General features: G+C 71.2%; 22 protein-coding genes. 6 read left to right on the top strand and 16 right to left on the bottom strand.

The features are described 5' to 3' along the window. Positions 1–3: 3 nt before the first annotated feature. The 4 genes from ACIRQF_RS22975 to ACIRQF_RS22960 form a co-directional block, all read right to left on the bottom strand. Positions 4–1,557 (bottom strand): SCO6880 family protein, encoded by a 1,554-nt coding sequence (locus ACIRQF_RS22975; protein ID WP_376632639.1) that lies wholly within the window; start codon positions 1,555–1,557, stop codon positions 4–6. Next, positions 1,554–2,900: a hypothetical protein gene (locus tag ACIRQF_RS22970; protein WP_404094506.1), complete on the bottom strand. Its 1,347-nt coding sequence runs from the start codon at positions 2,898–2,900 to the stop codon at positions 1,554–1,556. Before ACIRQF_RS22970 ends, ACIRQF_RS22975 begins: the two co-directional genes overlap by 4 nt. Beyond that, the gene (locus tag ACIRQF_RS22965; RefSeq protein WP_404094503.1) at positions 2,890–3,696 is read right to left on the bottom strand and encodes a hypothetical protein; all 807 of its coding nucleotides are present in this window, start codon (positions 3,694–3,696) and stop codon (positions 2,890–2,892) included. The genes ACIRQF_RS22970 and ACIRQF_RS22965 overlap by 11 nt, the downstream gene beginning before the upstream one ends. Positions 3,697–3,817: 121 nt before the next feature. Continuing rightward, positions 3,818–4,126 carry a hypothetical protein gene (locus ACIRQF_RS22960; protein ID WP_046908545.1) on the bottom strand — a complete coding sequence of 103 codons (309 nt, stop codon included), beginning with the start codon at positions 4,124–4,126 and terminating at the stop codon, positions 3,818–3,820. 346 nt (positions 4,127–4,472) lie between these two features. On the opposite strand from ACIRQF_RS22960, the gene ACIRQF_RS22955 reads away from it, so the two are divergent. The 4 genes from ACIRQF_RS22955 (at position 4,473) to ACIRQF_RS22940 (ending at position 7,791) form a co-directional block, all read left to right on the top strand. After that, complete coding sequence (locus tag ACIRQF_RS22955) at positions 4,473–5,501, top strand: NlpC/P60 family protein (RefSeq protein ID WP_376632645.1); 1,029 nt, start codon at positions 4,473–4,475, stop codon at positions 5,499–5,501. 200 nt (positions 5,502–5,701) lie between these two features. Next, positions 5,702–6,409, top strand: coding sequence for a phosphatase PAP2 family protein (locus ACIRQF_RS22950; RefSeq protein ID WP_382485837.1), 708 nt, complete (start codon positions 5,702–5,704; stop codon positions 6,407–6,409). Positions 6,410–6,654: 245 nt separating this feature from the next. Then, complete coding sequence (locus ACIRQF_RS22945) at positions 6,655–7,476, top strand: hypothetical protein (protein WP_404094499.1); 822 nt, start codon at positions 6,655–6,657, stop codon at positions 7,474–7,476. Positions 7,477–7,623: 147 nt separating this feature from the next. Beyond that, positions 7,624–7,791 (top strand): hypothetical protein, encoded by a 168-nt coding sequence (locus tag ACIRQF_RS22940; RefSeq protein WP_376632651.1) that lies wholly within the window; start codon positions 7,624–7,626, stop codon positions 7,789–7,791. Between the two features lie 4 nt (positions 7,792–7,795). Here the strand turns inward: ACIRQF_RS22940 and ACIRQF_RS22935 are convergent, their stop codons facing one another. After that, the gene (locus ACIRQF_RS22935) at positions 7,796–8,167 is read right to left on the bottom strand and encodes a metal-sensitive transcriptional regulator (protein WP_382485833.1); all 372 of its coding nucleotides are present in this window, start codon (positions 8,165–8,167) and stop codon (positions 7,796–7,798) included. Between the two features lie 193 nt (positions 8,168–8,360). Between ACIRQF_RS22935 and ACIRQF_RS22930 the strand changes: the two genes are divergently transcribed. After that, on the top strand, positions 8,361–8,981 hold the full coding sequence (locus ACIRQF_RS22930; protein ID WP_365320741.1) for a DUF47 family protein: 621 nt from the start codon (positions 8,361–8,363) through the stop codon (positions 8,979–8,981). A gap of 6 nt (positions 8,982–8,987) precedes the next feature. Further along, positions 8,988–9,986: an anion permease gene (locus tag ACIRQF_RS22925; protein ID WP_376632655.1), complete on the top strand. Its 999-nt coding sequence runs from the start codon at positions 8,988–8,990 to the stop codon at positions 9,984–9,986. Between the two features lie 124 nt (positions 9,987–10,110). Here the strand turns inward: ACIRQF_RS22925 and pstB are convergent, their stop codons facing one another. The 11 genes from pstB to mshD form a co-directional block, all read right to left on the bottom strand. Continuing rightward, entirely contained in the window at positions 10,111–10,887 is a 777-nt protein-coding gene (pstB, locus tag ACIRQF_RS22920; RefSeq protein WP_376632657.1) for a phosphate ABC transporter ATP-binding protein PstB, read from the bottom strand. Positions 10,888–10,912: 25 nt separating this feature from the next. Next, positions 10,913–11,983, bottom strand: coding sequence for a phosphate ABC transporter permease PstA (gene pstA, locus ACIRQF_RS22915; RefSeq protein WP_376632659.1), 1,071 nt, complete (start codon positions 11,981–11,983; stop codon positions 10,913–10,915). Next, a complete protein-coding gene (gene pstC, locus ACIRQF_RS22910; protein WP_376632661.1) occupies positions 11,980–12,954 on the bottom strand; it encodes a phosphate ABC transporter permease subunit PstC in 975 nt (324 codons plus the stop codon). Before pstC ends, pstA begins: the two co-directional genes overlap by 4 nt. A gap of 125 nt (positions 12,955–13,079) precedes the next feature. Further along, a complete protein-coding gene (gene pstS, locus ACIRQF_RS22905) occupies positions 13,080–14,210 on the bottom strand; it encodes a phosphate ABC transporter substrate-binding protein PstS (RefSeq protein ID WP_404094494.1) in 1,131 nt (376 codons plus the stop codon). A gap of 284 nt (positions 14,211–14,494) precedes the next feature. Continuing rightward, entirely contained in the window at positions 14,495–14,908 is a 414-nt protein-coding gene (locus ACIRQF_RS22900) for an NUDIX hydrolase (protein WP_376632665.1), read from the bottom strand. Further along, a complete protein-coding gene (locus ACIRQF_RS22895) occupies positions 14,905–15,837 on the bottom strand; it encodes a CHAD domain-containing protein (RefSeq protein ID WP_404094572.1) in 933 nt (310 codons plus the stop codon). The genes ACIRQF_RS22900 and ACIRQF_RS22895 overlap by 4 nt, the downstream gene beginning before the upstream one ends. A gap of 115 nt (positions 15,838–15,952) precedes the next feature. After that, on the bottom strand, positions 15,953–18,193 hold the full coding sequence (locus ACIRQF_RS22890; protein WP_404094491.1) for an RNA degradosome polyphosphate kinase: 2,241 nt from the start codon (positions 18,191–18,193) through the stop codon (positions 15,953–15,955). 465 nt (positions 18,194–18,658) lie between these two features. Continuing rightward, positions 18,659–19,642 carry an ABC transporter permease gene (locus ACIRQF_RS22885; RefSeq protein WP_404094488.1) on the bottom strand — a complete coding sequence of 328 codons (984 nt, stop codon included), beginning with the start codon at positions 19,640–19,642 and terminating at the stop codon, positions 18,659–18,661. Further along, the gene (locus ACIRQF_RS22880; protein WP_404094485.1) at positions 19,639–20,478 is read right to left on the bottom strand and encodes an ATP-binding cassette domain-containing protein; all 840 of its coding nucleotides are present in this window, start codon (positions 20,476–20,478) and stop codon (positions 19,639–19,641) included. The genes ACIRQF_RS22885 and ACIRQF_RS22880 overlap by 4 nt, the downstream gene beginning before the upstream one ends. Beyond that, on the bottom strand, positions 20,475–20,861 hold the full coding sequence (locus ACIRQF_RS22875; protein WP_376633233.1) for a GntR family transcriptional regulator: 387 nt from the start codon (positions 20,859–20,861) through the stop codon (positions 20,475–20,477). Before ACIRQF_RS22875 ends, ACIRQF_RS22880 begins: the two co-directional genes overlap by 4 nt. Positions 20,862–20,950: 89 nt before the next feature. Further along, the gene (mshD, locus tag ACIRQF_RS22870) at positions 20,951–21,877 is read right to left on the bottom strand and encodes a mycothiol synthase (RefSeq protein ID WP_376632673.1); all 927 of its coding nucleotides are present in this window, start codon (positions 21,875–21,877) and stop codon (positions 20,951–20,953) included. Positions 21,878–21,908 lie beyond the last annotated feature (31 nt).

Below are 21,908 nucleotides of genomic sequence, written 5' to 3'. Positions count from 1 at the left end.
GCCCTAGCGGCGGATGCCGGTCGCGAACGGCAAGGTGTTCACAAAGGCCCGGTGGTGCTCGCGGTCGCACCACTCCAGCTTCAGATACGACTTGCCGGCGGAGGCCCTGATCGTGCGCTTGTCCCGGGCCAGGGCCTCGGGCGAGCGCGCCGATACGGTGATGTACCCGACGAGGTTGACGCCCGCCGCGCCGCTGGCGAGATCTTCACCCCGCTGGTCGAGCCGTCCGTGGGCGGCGATGTCGCGCGGGTCGACGGTGCGGTTCATCTTGGCGGCGCGGCTGGCCTCCGCCTCGTCGTTGGTCTTCTCGGTGAGCATGCGCTCGATGGCGACCTCGGTGGGCTCCAGGTCCATGGTCACGGCGACGGTGCGGATGACGTCGGGGGTGTGGACGAGCAGCGGGGCGAGGAAGTTCACGCCGACCGGGGTCATCGGCCATTCCTTGATCCAGGCGGTGGCGTGGCACCAGGGGGCGCGGGTGGCGGACTCGCGGGTCTTCGCCTGGAGGTACGTCGGCTCCATCGCGTCGAGTTCGGCGGGCCACGCGTTTCGCTTCGTCATGGCCTGGATGTGGTCGATGGGGTGGTCCGGGTCGTACATGGAGTGGACGAGGGAGGCGAGCCGGGACTGGCCGAGGGGCTGGCGGACGCGGATGTCGGCCTCGGCGAGGCGGGCGCAGATGTCGGTGAGTTCGCGGGCCATGACGACGGCGAGGCCGGCGTCGCGGTCGAGCTTGCGGACGCCGGAGGCGTGGCGGGCGGCGCGGGCCATGGCGTTGGCCTCGGCGGCGAGCTCGCGGGTGTAATGCATGCAGGCCACGAGGTAGGCGCGGTGCTGCTCGCTGGAGGTGGAGACCATCGACTGGAGCTGGTCGTAGGACTCCTGGAGCCAGGGCGGGGCCTGGTGGTCGCCGCGCTGGGCGACGTCCTTGGCGTGGGCGTCGGGGTCGGCGGGGAGGGTCCGGGCGAGCATCTGGAGGCGGGTGACGAAGCCGTCCCCGTTGGCGACGTGCTTGAGGAGGGTGCCGAAGCGGTCGACGAGGGCTTCCTGGTCCTCGGAGTCGCGCAGGCCGACGCCGGGGCCCTCGATCTCGATGGCGGCGGTGACGGTGCGGCGGTCGGCGTGCAGGAGGACGGCGATCTCGTCGGGGCCGAAGGGGGCGGCGAGCCAGCCGACCCGGCCGATGCCGGGCGGCGGGCCGACCTCGACCTCGCGGCCGTCGAGGCGGGTGCCGGCCTCGACGGCGGAGGAGCGGTAGGCGGTGCCGCGCTTGAGCATCCGCTTGTAACTGCGGTTGATCTCGAACCACTTGTAGAAGGTGCGGTGCTTGTACGGCACGTAGACCGCGGCCAGGGCGATCATCGGGAAACCCATGAGGAGGACGATCCGCATGGACAGGACGGGGACGATCAGTCCGCTCATCATGCCGAGGAAGGCGCCGGCGATGATGAGCGCGATCTCGCCGGTCTCGCGGTTCTTGCCGACGATCGCGTTCGGCCGGGCGCGGCCGATGAGATACGTGCGGCGGGGCGAGACCGGCTGGGACTGGGTCGTCAACGCCCTGCACCTCCTGTGTTCTTGCTGTTGTTGCTGCTACGGCTGGTGTGCGGGGTGCCTGCGGTGGGACTGCCGCTGCGGGGCGGGGGCGTGGCCGAGGGGCCGCTGCCGGAGGTGCCGCGGCTGCTGTGGGCGGCGACGCCGCCGGAGAGCGGGTTGGCGGGGCGGGGCGCGCTGCTCTGGCCGCCCCCCTGGCCGCCGTCGCCGCGGGTGCTGTGGGTCTTGATGCCCTGCGAGACGAGGGAGGCGGGGGAGGAGATGACGGCGGCCGCGGTGTTCTCGCCGGCGCGGTGCAGGCGGTTGTTGCGGGAGGCCACGATCTCGTCGCCGAAGCCCGGCACGAAGCGGTAGATCATCGCGGAGGCGAAGATGGCGAGCAGGATGATCGCGAGGCCGGAGACGACGGCGGAGAAGGCGTCCGGGCCGGTGCCGGAGGACAGCGCGCCGGCCAGGCCGAGCACGATGACGATCACCGGCTTGACCAGGATCACCGCGATCATGATGCCCGCCCAGCGGCGGACGTGGCCCCACATGTTCTTGTCGACGAGGCCGGAGTAGACGACGACGCCGAGGAGGGCGCCGACGTACAGCAGCACGGCGCGCAGCACGAGTTCCAGGTAGAGCACGCCGGCGGCGAGGACGGTCACCAGCGACACGATGATCAGCATGATGGGCCCGCCACCGATGCTGTCGCCCTTCTCCAGGGCCTGCTTGAAGCTGCCGAAGAACACGTCGGTCTGCTGCCCGGTGCCGGAGGCGATGACCTCGGTCACGGCGTCGGTGGCGTTGACGACCGTGTAGAGGATCAGCGGCGTGAACGCGGACGCGAGCACGGTCAGCCAGAGGAAGCCGACGGCCTCGGAGATGGCGGTGGTGAGGGGGACGCCGCGGATGGCGCGCTTGGCGACGGCCAGCAGCCAGAGGAGGAGGGTGAGGAAGGTGGCGGCGGCGAACACGATCGCGTAGCGGCCGAGGAACTGCATGTTGGTGAAGTCGACGGCCGCGGTCTCCTTGACGGCGGCGGACAACGTGTCGACGACCCAGGCGGCGGCCTTGGCGCAGCCGTTGGCGAGGGAGGAGAGCGGGTCGAGAGCGGTGGCGGGGTCGTTGAGCCCGGGGTTGCGCGTTCCTGTGCCGGGTTGGCCGTTTTCGCAGTAGTCGCGTGCGGGGCCGACGATGAGGTCGCACTCGCTCTTGGCGGACTGCGAGGGCGACGGCGTCGGTGTCGGGGTGGGCGTGGGCGTCGGTGCCGCGTAGGCACGCGAGGCCAGCAGGACTGCGGTGGTCTGGACGGCGACCAGGGCCGTCGCCACACGCCGCGCGGTGCGGGAGTCAGCGTGCATAGGTGAAGCCTCCGAACTCCTGGACGGCCTTGGCGATGGCGTCGGCGTCGGAGGCCGTGCGGTCGGTGTTCACCGGTGCGGGCCCCTCCTTCTGGGAGAAGGCGTCGACCTTCCAGTCGTCGTCGGCCCAGCGCAGCGCGAGCGTCATCGTGAACCAGTCGTTCGTCACGGGATTGGTCGAGCTGACCCCGGCCGTGCCGAAGACGCCTGTGCACCACACCTCGACCGTCGCCGCGTTCTCGCCGTACTGGGTCACCTTGGTGCCGACGGGGGCCGTACGCGACACGTACGTCATCCCCGGGGCGGCGTTCCCGTGCTCGTCCAGGCCCAGTTTGTCGAGGAAATCCTTGTTGTACGCCTGGTTCAGCTTGCCCTCCATCTCGGCGACGCGCTGGCCGGTGAAGAGTCCGCGGACGATCTCGGCCCGGTGGTCCGGCTTGAGGATGTCCGCCGAGACGAGCGCCACCGCGTAATTCGCCGCCGCGCTCTGCGCCCCCTGCTCGTCCCGGGCGAAGCCCGTCGGGATCAGGCCGTTCTTGCCCGGGACCGGGCGGACGCCCGTCGCGGCCGTGGGGGCCGTGGACCGGGTGGGGGTGTCGGGGTTGGCGCCCGAGGACGGGGAGTCGGGGGTGCCGTCGCCGCGGTTGGCGAGGGCGATGGCGGCGACCAGGAGGACCACCACGCCGACGACCGCGATCAGCGAGCGGGAGCTCCGGGCCGGGGGGCGGCCGGCGCCCGGGCCCGGTTCGGGAAGGCGGGTACGGGTCTGGCCGTCGTGCTCGTCGCCGAGGCTCATGCCGGGTACGTCCCCTCAAGCGTTCGCGGGTACGACGAATACCGTGCTGGTGTCCGCGCGGGCGCGGCGTGGTGACTGGGCATCAGGGAGCTCGCTCGACCTCGGTGGTGGGAAACGCGGGTTAGACGGCCATCCCGTACACGATGGTGAAGAGCGTCCCCAGGGACCCGATGATGAAGACGCCGGTCAGGCCAGCCACGATCAGGCCCTTGCCCTGCTCGGCGCTGAAGGTGTCCCGGAGGGCGGTGGCCCCGATGCGCTGCTTGGCGGCTCCCCAGATGGCGATGCCGAGACAGAGCAGGATGGCCACGGCCATCACGACCTCGATCATCACCTTGGCCTCCGCGCCCAGGCTCCCGAAAGGCCCCCAGTTCGGGGCGATTCCACCGATGATGGTGGTGATGTCGCCCTTCTCGGCCGCCAGGTACATGTAACTCACCGCCCGTGTTGGGTAGTTCGTCGCCCCTGCCTGATGGCATGGGTCGTCGACCCTATCTTCGCTGATGAAACCGCTCGCGTGTGACGGCTTGACGGCTCTCTTTACCCGATCCCCGCACACTTGACCGATCTGACCGTCTTGACCTGCGACGGTGTGGCCGGTTTGTATGCGAGGAAGCGTATGGTCACTCTGTGTATCACGGAGGGTGACTCCGGGCAATGATTGTCGTTGTGGCACCTTTGGGGCGGCGTCGGAGCCGTCACGGGGGTTGTCGAGGGGGGCCGCGCCTAGACTGGCGCGGCGGGGCGTACTGCCATGGGCCGAGGGGTGGTTGACGGTGCGTAAGGCGCGCGGGGCGTGGCTGGTGGCGGGTGGGGTGTTCGGGGTCTGCCTCAGCTTCGTCGCTCTGGTCGTCGTCGGGACGTACTCCGCGGCCGCCGGGCTCCTCGGCGGGGCCGGGAACGGCAAGAACGGGACGGTCGCGCTCGCCAAGGGCGCCGTGCCGGCCGCGTACCAGGGGCTGGTGCAGCAGTGGGGCAATCTCTGCCCGGCGATCAACCCCGCGCTGCTGGCCGCGCAGCTGTACCAGGAGAGTGGCTGGAACCCCACCATCGTCTCGCCGGCGAACGCCCGCGGCATCGCGCAGTTCATCCCGGGGACCTGGGCCGGGCACGGGATCGACGGCGACGGGGACGGGGACCGGGACATCTGGGACCCGAAGGACGCGATCCCGTCGGCGGCCTCGTACGACTGCGAGCTCGCCGGGTACGTGAAGAACGTGCCCGGGGACGCGACGAACAACATGCTCGCCGCCTACAACGCCGGGGCCTACCGGGTCATCAGGTCCGGTGGCGTGCCCCGGATCAGCGAGACGCAGAACTACGTGCGGATCATCCGTTCGCTGGAGAAGAGCTTCGCCCGGCCGGTCGGGCGGGTCGAGCCCTCGAGGCAGGCGGCCGGGGCGATCTACTACGCGCAGCAGAAGCTCGGCACGCCCTATCTGTGGGGCGGTACGGGCACGGCCGCGCAGAACGGGCGCTTCGACTGTTCGGGGCTCACCCAGGCGGCGTACGACACGGTGGGGATCCAGCTGCCGCGCGTCGCCAACGACCAGTACAACGCCGGGCCGCACCCCAGCCGGAACGAGCTGCTGCCGGGCGACCTGGTCTTCTTCTCCGACGACCTGACCAACTCGCGGGCCATCCGGCACGTGGGCATCTACGTCGGCGGCGGGTACATGATCGACGCACCCCGGACCGGGGCGGTCATCCGCTTCGACCGGATCGACACGCCCGACTACTTCGGCGCCACCCGCGTCACCCAGGACGGGGCGGCGGCACTGCCCACGCACCTGCCGCAGCAGTAGCGGCGGCGACAGGTCCCGGTGGCCGGAAACCGTCGCCGGGACAGGGGCCCTGAGCTGCGACGGCCCGTCACCTTTCGATAACGTCCTAGCGATCTTGGGCCGAGAGCGGAACGCCGCCCTCGAGTGGATCGTTTCTCGATCCGACCACTCTGACCACGGGGGTTGGACACCACCAACACGAGAGCAAGGGGCTGCGGCAGATGGCTGGACTCGCATCGGACGGTTCGAACCCCGATGTCAGCCTGCTCTACGACATCAACGGGCTCGCGAAGGCCGCTCCGCCGTGGTTCGACCGCGTCATGGAGTTCATCGGCGAGTACGGCATCATCCTGGGCCTCGTCCTCGTCGTGCTCGGCTGCTGGTGGAGCGTGCGCCGGCGCGACGCCGTGGGCGACTCGGTGTCGGGCGTCGCCGGGCTGATCTGGGCGCCGCTCGCGGCAGGCATCGCGCTCCTCGTCAACATCCCCATCCGTGGCTTCGTCGAACGGCCCCGACCCTTCAGGGACCACCAGGGACTCGAGGTCCTCGTGGCCGGCAAGACGGACTTCTCGTTCGTCAGCGACCACGCCACCATGGCGATGGCCATCGCCGTCGGCGTCTTCGTCGCCCACCGCCGCTTCGGGCTCGCCGCCATCGGCCTCGCCCTCGCCGAGGCCTTCTGCCGGGTCTACATGGGTGTCCACTACCCGACGGACGTCGTCGGCGGGCTCGCTCTCGGCACCGCGGTCGCGCTGCTCCTCGCCCCGCTCGCGCTGGCCCTGCTCACCCCGGTGGTCTCCGCCGTCGCCCGCTCCCCGCGCGGCGCCCGCCTGGTGCGCTCGCGGCGCCTGGCCCGGGGGTCCGTGGCCGGAACCGTCGGCATCCCCGAGTCCCGTCTCGGCAGCGGGGAGAGCGACCTCGCCGCCTAGGAAGGTCCTAGGCGTCCGGTGACGTGCGGTGCTGCGCCGCGTCCGTGCGGGCCCGCTCACGTGATCTGCGGGCCGGCCCCGTCCAGCCGCAGCTGCACCGGGCTATCGCGAACGACCCGCGCTCCGTGGTCTCCGTCTGATGCACGCCCTCAACGGTACTGCGCGTGACGGCCGGTCCCGACCGTCGTTATCCGGTCGGGCGGGATCCGGTCGGGCAGCGGTACGGCGTTGGGGGTTGGCAGGCGATGGTGGTGCGGAGCGGACGCTGGGACGGGGGCGCGTGGGCCGTCGCCGCGGCCCTGATCGGGACGATCGCGGCCGGCGGGTGCGCGGCCCCTCGGGACGACGCCGAGCCGGGCGGTGATCCGGTGGGCAGCGTGCGGGGCGCGGCCGAGGCGCTCACCCGGGCCGGCTCGTCCAAGGCGAGCACCGCCATGGAGATGGCCTCCGGCGGCACCCGCGTGACCATCCGCGGGGAGGGGACGTACGACTTCCGCCGTCGCACGGGCAGTCTCCAGGTCGTGCTCCCCAAGGACGCCGCGGGGGAGAGCGAGCACCGGCCCATCACCGAGCTGCTCGCCCCGGGCGCGCTCTACATGAAGAACCGGGGTGCCGGTGTCCCCGCCGACAAGTGGGTGCGGGTCGACACCACCACCCTCGACGACGGCAATCTGGTCACCGGGGGCGCCACCGATCCGGCCGCCGCCGCCGAACTGCTGCGCGGCGCGCGCTCGGCGTCGTACGTGGGGGAGCTCGACCTCGCGGGGGTGAAGGTGCGCCACTACCGGGGGATCGCGGACATCGCCGAGGCAGCCCGGCTGGCCTCGCCGCAGGTACGGGGCGCACTCGCCGCCGCGGCGAAAGGGTTCACCACGGACACCGTCCCCTTCGACGCGTACCTCGACCGGGAGGGGCGGCTGCGCAAGGTCCGGCACCAGTTCAGCTTCAGCAACCAGGGGCGTACGGTGGCGGTCGCCTCGACCACCCTGCTGTACGGCTTCGGCGCGCGGGTCAGCGTGACGCTTCCGGAGCGGGCGGACATCTACGCCGGGAAGATCCAGGCCTGAGGGGCGCGGCCCGCGGATCCGGGCCCGGTCCTCTCCTGCGAGTCATGCGCAAATGGTCCGGACGTGTCATGTGCGCTCCGTGCGCCGCTCCCTACGCTGGGAGACCGAACGGCGGGAGAGCGACGTCGGCAGGAAGAGGTGAATCGCATGGCTCCGCCCGGTACCGCGACCGCGCCCGGCGACCCCGAGTGCATCGCCCTGGCCGAGATCGAACTGTGCGGGGAGCTGATCATCGCGGCCTCCGCGGCCGACGGGGAGCGGTTGAGCGCCGACCGCATCGACGAGGTGCTCCGGGTCGGCGCCGGACCCCGGTGACGTCTCAGGTGCGCATCATGCGCGCGATGGCCTTCGTGGCCTCCTCGACCTTCGCCTCGATCTCGTCGCCGCCCTTGGTCGCCGCGTCGGCGACGCAGTGCCGCAGGTGCTCCTCCAGGAGCTGGAGGGCGAAGGACTGCAGGGCCTTCGTGGAGGCGGAGACCTGGGTCAGGATGTCGATGCAGTAGACGTCCTCGTCGACCATGCGCTGCAGGCCGCGGATCTGGCCCTCGATCCGGCGCAGCCGCTTGAGGTGCTCGTCCTTCTGCTTGTGGTAGCCGTGCACGCCGTGGTCGTGCGCGGTGGCGGGGGCGTGGTCGGCCGCCGCCGGCTCGACCGGGTTCTCGGAGGTGAGCTGGTCCGCCTCGGTGGTCATCGCGTCCTCCCGTTGTCCAGAAAGGGTGTGTATACCCCTCGTGGGTATATGGTATCGAACCCCGTGAATCGGGGCGGGGGCCCGTGCAGATCACTGTGCCTGATGGGCGACACTGAAGGGACGCCGGTTAGCCGTGGCCGGATGATGCGCCTAGCATCAGCCTGACCGAAACCCAGCACCCCGAGGACCCCACGTGCGATTTCGTCTGACCCCCAGGGAGACGAGCTTCTACGACATGTTCGCCGCCTCCGCGGACAACATCGTCACGGGCGCGAAGCTCCTGATGGAACTGCTCGGAGCGGACACCTCCGCCCGGGCCGAGATCGCGGAACGGATGCGGGCAGCGGAGCACGCCGGCGACGACGCGACCCACGCCATCTTCCACCAGCTGAACTCCTCCTTCATCACGCCGTTCGACCGCGAGGACATCTACTCCCTCGCCTCGTCCCTCGACGACATCATGGACTTCATGGAGGAGGCCGTCGATCTGGTCGTCCTCTACAACGTCGAGGAACTGCCGAAGGGCGTCGAGCAGCAGATCGAGGTGCTGGCCCGGGCCGCGGAGCTCACCGCCGAGGCGATGCCGAACCTGCGGACGATGGCCAACCTCACCGAGTACTGGATCGAGGTCAACCGGCTCGAGAACCAGGCCGACCAGATCCACCGCAAGCTGCTCGCCCACCTCTTCAACGGCAAGTACGACGCCATCGAGGTGCTGAAGCTCAAGCAGATCGTGGATGTGCTGGAAGAGGCGGCCGACGCCTTCGAGCACGTGGCGAACACGGTGGAGACCATCGCCGTCAAGGAGTCCTGAGGCTTCGTGGACACCTTCGCTCTGATCGTGACCATCGGTGTCGCGCTCGGCTTCACGTATACGAACGGGTTCCACGACTCGGCGAACGCCATCGCCACATCGGTGTCGACCCGGGCGCTGACCCCCCGGGCCGCGCTCGCGATGGCCGCCGTCATGAACCTCGCGGGTGCCTTCCTCGGCAGCGGGGTCGCCAAGACGGTCAGCGAGGGCCTGATCGAGACGCCGCAGGGTGACAAGGGGATGGGCATCCTCTTCGCCGCGCTGGTCGGCGCGATCCTCTGGAACCTCGTCACCTGGTACTTCGGTCTGCCGTCCTCCTCCTCGCACGCCCTCTTCGGCGGCATGGTGGGCGCGGCGCTCGCGGGCGGCACGGAGGTGATCTGGTCGGGCGTCGTCGACAAGGTCGTCATCCCGATGTTCGTCTCGCCGGTCGTGGGTCTGATCGCCGGTTACCTGGTCATGTGCGTGATCCTGTGGCTCTTCCGGAAGGCCAACCCGCACAAGGCCAAGCGCGGCTTCCGCATCGCCCAGACCGTCTCGGCGGCCGGCATGGCGCTCGGCCACGGTCTGCAGGACGCCCAGAAGACCATGGGCATCGTGGTGATGGCCCTGGTCATCGCGGACGTGCAGCAGCAGGGCGACGAGATCCCGGTGTGGGTCAAGATCGCCTGTGCCGTGATGCTCTCGCTCGGTACGTACGCGGGCGGCTGGCGCATCATGCGCACCCTCGGCCGCAAGATCATCGAGCTGGACCCGCCGCAGGGCTTCGCGGCCGAGACCACCGGCGCGTCGATCATGTTCGGCTCGGCGTTCCTCTTCCACGCGCCGATCTCCACGACCCATGTCATCACCTCGGCGATCATGGGCGTCGGCGCCACCAAGCGCATCAACGCGGTGCGCTGGGGCGTGGCCAAGAACATCGTCCTCGGCTGGTTCATCACGATGCCGGCCGCCGGCCTGGTGGCCGCGCTCAGCTACTACGTGGTGGCGCTGCTCTTCGGGTAGGCGGCATCCCCGGGAAATGGTCGGGCCCGGCTCCCCTGTGGGGGAGCCGGGCCCATTCGTCGTACGGCGGCACCGCCATGCAGCGCCGTACGACCCACGCGGCGGAGCCGCATGGTCCGTGGGGCTATCCGAAGCGGCCGGAGATGTAGTCCTCGGTCGCCTGGACGCTCGGGTTGGAGAAGATGCGCTCGGTGTCGTCCAGCTCGATGAGCTTGCCGGGCTGGCCGACGGCCGCCAGGTTGAAGAAGGCGGTGCGGTCCGAGACGCGGGCGGCCTGCTGCATGTTGTGCGTCACGATGACGATCGTGAAGCGCTCCTTGAGCTCGCCGATCAGGTCCTCGATCGCGAGGGTCGAGATCGGGTCGAGCGCGGAGCAGGGCTCGTCCATGAGCAGGACGTCCGGCTCGACCGCGATGGCGCGGGCGATGCACAGGCGCTGCTGCTGGCCGCCGGAGAGACCGGAGCCCGGCTTGTTCAGGCGGTCCTTGACCTCGTTCCAGAGGTTGGCGCCCTTGAGGGAGCGCTCGACGATGTCGTTGAGCTCGGCCTTCTTGTACTTGCCGTTCAGGCGCAGGCCCGCCGCCACGTTGTCGAAGATCGACATGGTGGGGAACGGGTTGGGGCGCTGGAACACCATGCCGACGGTGCGGCGGACCGCGACCGGGTCGACACCGGTGCCGTACAGGTTCTCGTCGTCCAGCATCACCTTGCCCTCGACGCGGCCACCGGGGGTGACCTCGTGCATGCGGTTCAGGGTGCGCAGGAAGGTGGACTTGCCGCAGCCGGACGGGCCGATGAAGGCCGTCACGGAGCGGGGCTCGACGGTCATGGAGATGTCGTCGATCGCCTTGTGGGCGCCGTAGTAGGCGGAGAGGCCGCTGACGTCGATTCGCTTGGCCATCTGAATCACTTCCAGTTCGCCGCGGTCAGCGGCCGGTCTTCGGGGCCTTCCAGCGGGCGATGCCGCGGGCCACCAGGTTGAGGATCATGACGAAGGCGATCAGGACGAGTGCTGCGGCCCAGGCACGGGCCACGGCGGCGTCGGTGCCGACCGCGTACTGCTCGTACACGTAGAGCGGCAGGGAGGACTGGGCGCCTTCGAAGGGGTTCGGGTTGATGAGCTTCGTACCGAACACGAGGAGGAGTACGGGGGCCGTCTCACCGGTGATGCGGGCGACCGCGAGCATGACGCCCGTGGTGATGCCGCCGATCGCGGTGGGCAGGACCACCTTCAGGATCGTGCGCCACTTGGGGACACCGAGGGCGAGGGAGGCCTCGCGGAGCTCGTTCGGGACGAGCTTCAGCATCTCCTCGGTGGAGCGGACCACGACCGGCACCATCAGGATCGCGAGGGCCATCGCGCCGGCGAATCCGGAGGGCCCGAAGCCCAGCATCAGATTCCAGGTGGCGAGGATGAACAGGCCCGCGACGATCGACGGGATGCCCGTCATGACGTCGACGAAGAAGGTGACGGCCTTGGCGAGCTTCCCGTTGCCGTACTCGACCAGGTAGACCGCGGTGAGCAGACCGATCGGCGCGGCGATCAGGGTCGCGATGCCGACCTGCTCGATGGTGCCGAGCAGCGCGTGGTAGACGCCGCCGCCGGCCTCGGCGTCGAGGACGCCGTTCATCGAGTGGCCGAGGAAGTACGGGTCGAGGACCTCCAGGCCCTTGCTGATCGTGACCCAGGCGAGGGAGAGCAGCGGGACGACGGCGAGGACGAAGCTGACCCAGATCAGGCTGGTCGCGACGCGGTCCTTGGCCTGGCGGGAGCCCTCGACCTTGGTGGTGATCGCGTAGGTGGCGATCACGAAGACCAGGGCGGAGATCAGGCCCCACTGGACCTTGCTGTGCCAGCCGGCGGCCAGGCCGATCCCGCAGCCCGCGGCGATCGAGCCGACCGCGATCGCGGCGGGGGTCCAGCGCGGGAGGCGGGCGTGCGAGAGGGAGCCGCGCGGGGTCACGGCCACCGGGCGGTCCTGTACGGCGTGGCTCATGCGTTCGCCCCCGAGTACTCCTTGCGGCGCGCGATGATCATGCGGGCGGCGCCGTTGACCAGCAGGGTGATGACGAAGAGGACGAGACCGGAGGCGATCAGGGCGTCGCGGCCGAACTCGTTGGCCTCGTTGAACTTCGCGGCGATGTTCTGGGCGAAGGTGCCGCCGCCCGGGTCGAGCAGGTGGCCCGACAGCACGAAGCTGGGGGAGAGCACGACGGCGACGGCCATCGTCTCGCCGAGGGCGCGGCCGAGGCCGAGCATCGAGGCGGAGATGATGCCGGAGCGGCCGAAGGGCAGCACCGACATGCGGATGACCTCCCAGCGCGTGGCGCCGAGGGCGAGCGCGGCCTCCTCGTGCATCCGCGGGACCTGGAGGAAGACCTCGCGGGTCACGTTGGTGATGATCGGGAGGATCATGATCGCCAGCAGGATGCCGACGGTGAACATGTTGCGGGCGACGCCGTCGCTGGACTTGTCGAAGATGTACGTCCAGCCCAGGTACTGGTCGAGCCACTGGTTCAGGCCGTCCAGGTACGGGACGAGGAAGATCGCGCCCCAGAGGCCGTAGATGATGCTGGGCACGGCGGCGAGCAGGTCGACCACGTACGCGAGCGGCTTGGCCAGCTTGCGCGGCGCGTAGTGCGAGATGAACAGCGCGATGCCGATGGCGACCGGCACGGCGATCAGCATCGCGATGAGCGACGAGACGATCGTGCCGAAGGCGAGGACGGCGATGCCGAAGACCGGCGGGTTGGCCGCCGGGTTCCACTCGAAGGTGGTGAAGAAGTTCGTGCTGTCCTTCGAGATCGCGAGGACGGCGCGATAGGTCAGGAAGACCGCGATCGCGGCCATGATCACGAGAAGGGTGATGCCGGAGCCGCGGGACAGACCGCTGAAGATGCGGTCCCCGGGGCGGGCCGCGCTCTTGGCGCGCCGGCTCCTTTGTATGTCAGGTGATGAGGTAGCCATCTGTTTTCTCCGGTCTGCGGAGCCGGTACGGACGCTCGGCGGCGTGGGTACGGGCTCCTGGCGGCGGTGCACCGGATGCCGGGGACGGCCCGTCCGTCGGTCGACGGACCGTCCCCGGCCGGGGGTCAGGACAGGGTCGGGACGATCTCGCGCACCTTGGCGGCGATCTCGGCCGGGAGCGGGGCGTAGCCGGCGTCGGACAGGACCTTCTGGCCCTCCTCGCTGGCGGTGTAGGTGAGGAACGCCTTCAGGGTCGGCAGGGTCTCCGCCTTGTTGCCCTTGTCGCAGGCGATCTCGTAGGTGACCAGGGTGAGCGGGTAGGCGCCCTCGGCCTTGGTCGTGTAGTCCAGGGACAGGGAGAGGTCCGAGCCGGTGCCCTTGATCTTGGCGGCGGCGATGGCCTTGGAGGCGTTCTCCGTGGTCGCGGCGACCGGGGCGGCGGCACCGGTGTTGATGCTGACCGTGGAGATCTTGTTGGCGGTCGCGTAGGAGAGCTCGAAGTAGCCGATGGAGCCCTCGGCGTCCTTGACCGCGGTGGCGACACCGGAGGAGCCGTTGGCGGCCTGGCCACCCGGGGCGGGCCACGACTTCGTCTTCGGGTCGTACTTCCAGTCGGCGGCCGTGGCGGAGAGGTACTTGCCCAGGTTCTGGGTGGTGCCCGACTCGTCCGAGCGGTGGAAGGCCTGGATGGTGGAGCCGGGGAGCTTGGCGCCCGGGTTCAGCTTGGCGATCGCCGGGTCGTTCCACTTGGTGATCTTCGTGTCGAAGATCTTGGCCAGGGTGGGGGCGTCCAGGACGAGGTTGTCCACACCCTCCAGCTTGTAACCGATGGCGATGGGGCCACCGACCATCGGCAGGTTGACGCCCTTGCCGCCCTTGCAGATCTTCTGCGACTCGGCGACCTCTTCGTCCTTGAGGGCGGAGTCGGAGCCGGCCATGGCGACCTGGCCCTGGTTGAACTTGGTGATGCCGCCGCCGGAGCCGATGGCCTGGTAGTTCACCTCGACGCCGGAGCAGGCGGCCTGGAAGTTCTTGACCCACAGGTCCATCGCGTTCTTCTGCGCGCTGGAGCCCGCGGCGAGCAGCTGGCCCTTGGCGCCGTCGCACTTGATGTTCGACGCGGCGGCGGACGTCTTGCCGCCGTCCTTGGTGGGCTCGTTGTTGTTGTCCGAACCACACGCCGAGAGAACGAGCGCGCCGGAGACGACGAGGGCACCGATCGCGGAGGCGCGAAGCCCGTTTCGCGAAAGCTTCACTTTCGGGTGTTCCTTCCAGAAGCCGCCTTGTCGTGGACCTTGCTGTCCTGAACGTTCTACGGCGGCGCGTGTCGGGGTGGTGGGTGCGGCACTGGGCCGTGCACCTGGTACAGCCGAAATTAGGCAGATCAGGTGAAGCGGTCGACGGGGGAGGGTGAACGGCAAGTGAACCGTGCCGAAAGGTGAGGTGCGGTCCGGCGTGATGCGGCCATGGCGGATCAGCGGGGGGCCGTCGGGCGCGCGTGCCGGGCGCCGCGAACCCGGCGTGGCCGGAAAAGCACGCCCTAGTGTGCTCTCGCCGTGAGGAGGACACTCAGGAGCTCGCGGTCCCTGGGCTGGGTCAGACGCTCGCCGGCCTGGGCCGGCGGCAGCCAGAGGAGGGCGTCGACCTCCTGCGTGGGGGTGAAGGCGCCGCCGAGGGCCCGGGCGGACCAGTAGGTCACTTCCTTGGGGCGGCCGTGCGCCTCGTAGCGGACCGTGGGAAGTCGCCGGCCCAGCTCGCAGGACTGGCCGGTCTCCTCCCGGATCTCCCGCAGCGCGCATTCCGCCACCGTCTCGCCGCGCTTCAACTTGCCCTTCGGGTGCGACCAATCATCATATTTCGGACGATGGACGAGCGCGATCTCGATGCCCTCGCCCGCGGCGGCCGGGCGCCACAGGACGGCGCCCGCCGCCAGGACGGGGTCGGGGCCGGTCATGGCACCGGGGCCGTCGCGCGGGACCAGGCGCGCTGGAAGGCGAAGCGGGCGGCTTCCACCTCGTGGCGCTGGTCGGCGTGGAGGACACCGAGGGCGTAGGCGGTGGCCGGGGCGATGCGCGGGGTGCGGGCCGCCGCCGCCGCGGCGGCCGCGGCCTCGGCGGCGTCCCGGTGCCGGTCGAGCGCCCGCCCGGCCTCGTACAGGACGGGATCCGGTTCGGCGCCGCCGCGGAGGACCTCGCCGGCGTAGCGGTGCAGGCGGAGCAGGCCGCGGGTCTGGTGCCAGGGGGAGTCCTGGGCCTCGCCGGCGGCCAGCGCGAGGGCCTCGGCGTTGTACGGGTGGGCCGCACGGGCCAGCGGCAGGGCGGCCACCGCGTCGAGGAGCCGGTGCTCGACCACCGCCGCCGGCGCGTCCAGGACGTCGACGGCGCGGGCCGAGCCGCCCGGTCCGAGCGGCACCTCGGAGGCCAGCAGGGCGACGGAGTCGGCGACGGCGTGGAAGCGGGAGGAGCCCAGGGCCTGGAGCGCGGCGGAGTGCGCGCGGGTGCGGGCGAGGGTGAGCTGGCGGTCGAGGAGCGCGCCGGCGCGGGCTGCGCCCACGGTCAGGCCGCGGCTGCTCTCCGCGCCCCGGGCGGCCGGTACGGGGCCGCTCTCGGTGCTCGACAGGCGGGACAGCGCGTCCATCAGACGGACGAGCCGGGCGGTGCAGGCGTGCTCCAGGGCGAGGGTGCCGGAGAGCCAGGCCAGCTCGGTGCGGAGCTGGTCCGCCCAGGCGGTGTCGAGGAGCGGCCGGAAGGTGTGGAGGGTGCCGCTGATCCGGCGGGCCGCCGCCCGCAGGGTGCGGGCGGCCTCCCCGGCGCCGGCCGTGTCGGCGCCGCTCTCGGTGTGCAGCCGCACGGCGCGGAGGAAGTCCGCGGCCCGGGCGTGCAGGTAGGGGGCGAGGACCTGGCCCGCCGAGAGTTCGGACGGGACCTCGGTGCGGGTCCCGGAGCGGAGCTCGGGCGGGGCGTCCGGCACGAGGCCCGGCGGGTACTCCGAGGTGATGTCAGGGTTGTGCACGCCGGCGCCTCCGCGCGTCGATGAGCATCTCCTGGACGTGCCGGAGCGGCTGGCCCTCGGGGTCGGTCGCGTGCCGCGTCCAGTTCCCGTCCGGGCCGAGGTGCCAGGAGGAGGTGGTGTCGGACATGCCCGTTTCCAGCAGCCGGGTGAGGGCGGCCCGGTGGGCGGGGTCGGCGACCCGGACCAGGGCCTCGATGCGGCGGTCCAGGTTGCGGTGCATCATGTCGGCGCTGCCGAGCCAGACCTCGGGCTCGCCGCCGTTGGCGAAGGCGAAGATCCGGGAGTGCTCCAGGAAGCGGCCGAGGATCGAGCGGACGCGGATGTTCTCCGACAGGCCGTCGACGCCGGGGCGTACGGCGCAGATGCCGCGGACCCAGATGTCGACGGGGACGCCGGCCTGGGAGGCCCGGTAGCAGGCGTCGATGACGGCCTCGTCGACCATCGAGTTGACCTTGATCTTGACGTACGCGGGCCGCCCGGCGCGGTGGTGGGCGACCTCCTTGTTGATCCGGGAGACCAGGCCGTCGCGGAGCGACTTGGGCGCGGTGAGCAGCCGGCGGTAGGTCTCGCGGCGGGAGTAGCCGGAGAGCCGGTTGAAGAGGTCGGAGAGGTCCGCGCCGACCTGCGGGTCGGCCGTGAGCAGGCCGAGGTCCTCGTAGAGCCGCGCGGTCTTGGGGTGGTAGTTGCCGGTGCCGACGTGCGAGTAGCGGCGCAGCGTCTCGCCCTCCTGGCGCACGACGAGCGACAGCTTGCAGTGGGTCTTCAGGCCGACCAGGCCGTAGACCACGTGGCAGCCGGCCTCCTCCAGCTTGCGCGCCCACTTGATGTTGGCCTGCTCGTCGAAGCGGGCCTTGATCTCGACGAGGACGAGCACCTGCTTGCCGGACTCGGCGGCGTCGATGAGGGCGTCGACTATCGGGGAGTCGCCGGAGGTGCGGTACAGCGTCTGCTTGATCGCGAGGACGTCCGGGTCGGCCGCCGCCTGCTCCAGGAAGGCCTGGACGGAGGTGGAGAAGGAGTCGTACGGGTGGTGCAGCAGCACGTCCCGCTCGCGCACGGCGGCGAAGATGTCGGGCGCGGAGGCGGACTCGACCTCGGCGAGGTCGCGGTGGGTGCCGGCGACGAACTTGGGGTACTTCAGCTCGGGGCGGTCCAGGGACGCGATGCCGAAGAGGCCGGTGAGGTCGAGCGGGCCGGGCAGCGGGTAGACCTCGGAGTCGGAGATCTTCAGTTCGCGGACCAGCAGGTCGAGCACGTACGGGTCGATGGACTCCTCGACCTCCAGACGCACCGGCGGGCCGAAGCGGCGCCGCATGAGCTCCTTCTCCAGGGCCTGGAGCAGGTTCTCGGTGTCGTCCTCCTCGACCTCCAGGTCCTCGTTCCGGGTGACCCGGAACATGTGGTGGGCGAGCACCTCCATGCCGGGGAAGAGCTCCTCCAGGTGCGCGGCGATGACGTCCTCCAGCGGGACGTAGCGCTCGGGGGAGGCCTCCAGGAACCGGGAGAGCAGCGGCGGGACCTTGACGCGGGCGAAGTGGCGGTGTCCGCTGACCGGGTTGCGGACGACGACCGCCAGGTTCAGGGAGAGCCCGGAGATGTACGGGAAGGGGTGCGCCGGGTCCACGGCCAGCGGGGTCAGCACGGGGAAGATCCGCTGCCGGAACAGGGTGAAGAGGCGGGCCTGCTCCTTCTCGGTGAGCTCGGGCCAGCGGATGAGGTGGACGCCCTCGTCGGCGAGCGCGGGGGCGACGTCCTGCTGGAAGCAGGCGGCGTGCCGGGCCATGAGTTCGCGCGAGCGGGTCCAGATGAGGTCCAGCACCTCGCGGGGCTGCAGGCCGGAGGCGGAGCGGGTGGCGACTCCGGTGGCGATGCGGCGCTTGAGGCCGGCCACGCGGACCATGAAGAACTCGTCGAGGTTCGAAGCGAAGATCGCGAGGAAGTTGGCCCGCTCCAGAAGGGGCGTGGTGGGGTCCTCGGCGAGCTCCAGGACCCGCTCGTTGAAGGCGAGCCAGCTGCGCTCCCGGTCGAGGAAGCGGCCCTGCGGAAGCTCTCCGGCGCTGTCGTCGTCCTCGTACGCGTCGAGGTCCGCGTCCAGATCGGGTTCGAGATCGCTCTTCGCCCCGCCGTTGACGGCGTTCGGGCGGTGGGCGGCTATGGACCCCAGGGACGGCTGAGGGGCCGTCGGGGTGGACGACTGGACCGGGACCTCGGCGGGCTGCTGCTTCATGACCCCATTCTTCCGCGCGAAGGGGTGGTCGGGCGCGTCGGAGCGGGCCGTGGGGGAGGGAAGTCTCCCTTTGGGAAGTCTCCCCGGGGAGTTGGCCCGGTTGGGCGCGGGCACGGAGCGCTTCATTGCGTGAGCGTCGCAAGCGCGTCTGAATGGTTGGTAACGAGGACGTGACGTGCGGGAATCGGGGGCGGGGCCGCACGGGCCCCGCCCCCGGTCCGCCGGCGGGGCCGCACGGCCCGTGCCGACGGCGCGCTCCGGGTGGCGCCAGGGGAGCTCGTCCGGGTCGGTCCGCGCGCCCGGTACCGGCCGGAAGACCCGTGATCGGGGAGGCCCGTGATCGGGGAGGCCCGTGACCGGGAGGCCCGTGATCCGGGAGGCCCGTGACCGGGAGGCCCGTGATCGGGGAGACCCCTGATCCGAGAGACGCGTGATCGGGGAGACCCCTGATCCGGGAGACCCGGCCTACGGGTGCCGGGCCCGCAGCACCCGGAAGGCCGCGAACAGCGTGAGGGCCGCGAGGGCGAGGACGATGCCCGTCTCGACGAGCTGGGTGGGCCAGAAGTGGGAGTCGGGGTGGTACTCGGCGTACCGGCTGGTGACACCGTGCCGGGTGAGGCACAGGTCGTGCCACTTCCCCCACGCCTCCGGGTCGTCCCCCACCCCGCTGGTGGTCGCGGCCTCGTTCCAGCAGACCGACTCCTCGAACCGCTCCCCCGTGGCGGTGAGCAGTCCCGAGCCCGTCACGCGGGCGTTCTCCGGAAGCATGAGGGACGGGCCGACCGGTCCGGTGACCGTCCGGGTGGCGAGGAAGCCCCAGCGCAGGGCGCCGAGGCCGAGCAGGACCACGCCCATGACCACCCCCGTGGCGGCCATCGCGAGCAGGGTGCGCCGCACCAGCTGGCCGACGAGGGCGCCGACGGCGACGGCGGCGAGGACGTAACCGAGGAGCACGACGCCGCTCGCCTCGTACGTTCCCCGGTCGCCCCAGCCGGACGGGTAGGTGCCCGAGACGCGGTTCCAGGCGATGTGGAAGACGCCCATGAGGGCGAGGGTGACCGCGAGGGCGGCGACGCCGGTGGTGAGCAGCTTGGCGCGCAGCCAGGCCGCCGGGCCGATCGACTGGGTGAGCCCGAGCCGGTACGTCCCGGACTCGTACTCGCGGGCGACCAGCGGGCCCGCGACGAAGGCGCCGACGAGCAGCGGCAGGAGGAGCATCGCCTGGCTCGCGTACTCCATGGCCAGGCGCAGCATCTCGTAGCCGCGGTTCTCGTCGGCGGGGACCCAGGAGCCGTCCTGCACGTACCGGTCGGGGGTCTGCCCGTCCCACAGGCGCAGTCCGCCGATCACGGCGAGGGACAGGAGTACCAGTGCGCCGGCCGTCCACAGGGTGCGGCGGTACTGGCGGACCGTCACCCAGGAGGAGCCCCTGAGGGCGAGGGTGCTCATGCGGCGGCTCCTTCGAGGGTGCGGAGGTGGGCGAGGAGGAGGTCCTCGAGGGAGGGGGCGGTGGCTTGCCAGGGGCCTTCGACGGGGCCCTCGCGGCGGACCAGGGCGGTGAGCTGACGGCCCGTCGTGCGCGTGTCGATCACCGTGTGCGGGGCGAGGTCGGCGACGGGCCCGGTGAGCAGGGTGTGCGCGGCGAGCAGGTCGTCGACCTCGCCGGCGAGGCGGATCCGGCCGCCGGCGAGCAGCAGGAGGTGGTCGCAGGCGCCCTCCAGCTCGGTGAGGATGTGCGAGGACATGACGACGGTGGTCCCGCGTTCGGCGGCGTCGGCCATCAGCAGGCCCATGAGCTGGTGCCGGGCGAGCGGGTCGAGGTCGGCCATCGGCTCGTCCAGGAGCAGGAGCTCGGGGCGCTTGCCGAGGGCCAGGGCGAGGGCGACGCGGGTGCGCCGGCCGCCGGAGAGCTCGTGCACGAGGGCCTGTGGGTCGACCTCGTCGGCCATGATCCGGCGGGCGGCGGCCTCGTCCCAGCGGCCGGGGTTGAGCTCGCGGCCCATGCGGAGGGTGTCGGCGACGGTGAGCCGGGGGTGCAGCGGTTTGTCCTGGGCGACGTAGGCGAGGCGTTCCCGCCCGGGGGCGGTCAGCGTTCCCTCCGTGGGCCGGAGGAGGCCTGCGGCGAGGGCGAGGAGGGTGGACTTGCCGGCGCCGTTGGGGCCGACGAGGGCGCAGATCCGGCCCGCGGGGAGGGTGAGGTCGCACTCCCGCAGGGCCCAGCGCCGCTGCCTTCTCCCGTAGCGCAGGCCGAGTCCCTCCGCCGCCAGGGCGGTCTCCTGTGTCATACGTCGTCCCCCTCGAAGTGTTCGTTCAGTACGGATGTGAAGAGCGCGGCCACGTCGTCCCGTTCGAGGCCCTCGGCGCGGGCCCGGCGGGCCCAGTCGGCGAGTTCGGCGCGCAGCGGCGAGTCGGCGGGGCCGGTGCCGAGGGTGGCGCGGACGAAGGTGCCGAGGCCGCGGCGGGCCTCGACGAGGCCTTCGCGTTCGAGCTCGCGATAGGCCTTGAGGACCGTGTTGGGGTTGATGGCCGTGGCCTCGACGACCTCGCGGGCCGTCGGCAGCCGGTCGCCGGGTTCCAGCAGGCCCATGCGGAGAGCCTGTTTGGTCTGCTGGACGATCTGGAGGTAGGTGGCGACCCCGCTGCGCCGGTCGATGCGGTAGGCGAGCACGTACCCTTGCACCACCCTTTCACTAATCAAGTAGTGAAAGGGTGGTGCAAAGAAGGGGGCGGTGTCAACCGCCCCCTTCGCACGGCGTGTTACGACTCCGTGCGGTACATCAGGTCCACCTCGTGGGTCCGGAAGCCGAGCCCCTCGTACACCCGCACCGCCGCCGTGTTGTCCGCGTCCACGTACAGCATCGCCGTCGGCAGCGTCTGGGCCGCCAGGTGCCGCAGGCCGATCGCGGTGAGGGCCTTGCCGAGGCCGCCGCCCTGGGCCTCGGGCAGCACGCCGACGACGTAGACCTCGCCCAGCTGCTCCTCGGCGTGCACCTTGGTCCAGTGGAAGCCGACCAGCTTCCCGTCCTTCTCCGCGAGGAAGAAGCCCTTCGGGTCGAACCACGGCTCCGCCATCCGGTCGTCCAGGTCCCGCTGGGTCAGCGAGCCCTGCTCGGGGTGGTGGGCGAAGGCGGCCGCGTTGACCGCGAGCCAGGCGGCGTCGTCCTGACCGGGCGTGAACGTCCGGATCACGACGTCCGCGGGCGGCGTCGGCTCCGGGATGTCGAGCGGCGTCAACGGACGCCGCAGCTGCCGCAGTTCGCGGAAGAGGGTCAGGCCGAGCACCTGGGCCAGGTGCCGGGCCGCCGACTTCCCGCCGTGGGCCCAGACCCGCAGCCGCTTGCCGGAGGCGTCGAGCAGGGCCGTGCCGAGCGCCCGGCCGTGGCCGCGGCCGCGGTGCGAGGGGTGCACGACCAGCTCGGCCGCCGGGGCCTCGACCGGGTCGGTCTCCTCCAGCTGGGCGTAGCCGTAGAGGTGGGAGCCGACCGTCAGGAGGAAGTGCCGGACGCCCTCGCGCCGGCCGTGGCGCAGATACAGCCGCCCCTGCTCGGACACGGCGTGCGCGCCGTCGGCGCGGTCGGCGGCCTCCAGGAGGTCGAGCACGTCCTGGACCTGCTCGGGGTTCAGTTCTTCGTAGCTGGTGATCTGCCGTCCGGGTTCGAGGGCCGGCGCCGCGTCGGAAGTCATGTGTACGAGCCTACGGCGGGCACGCGCCGCC

The sequence above is a fragment of the Streptomyces sp. NPDC101191 genome (assembly GCF_044767915.1).
Lineage (GTDB): Bacteria > Actinomycetota > Actinomycetes > Streptomycetales > Streptomycetaceae > Streptomyces.
Note: the sequence above shows the minus strand (reverse complement) of the source record. Positions and strands in the feature narration are given on the sequence as shown.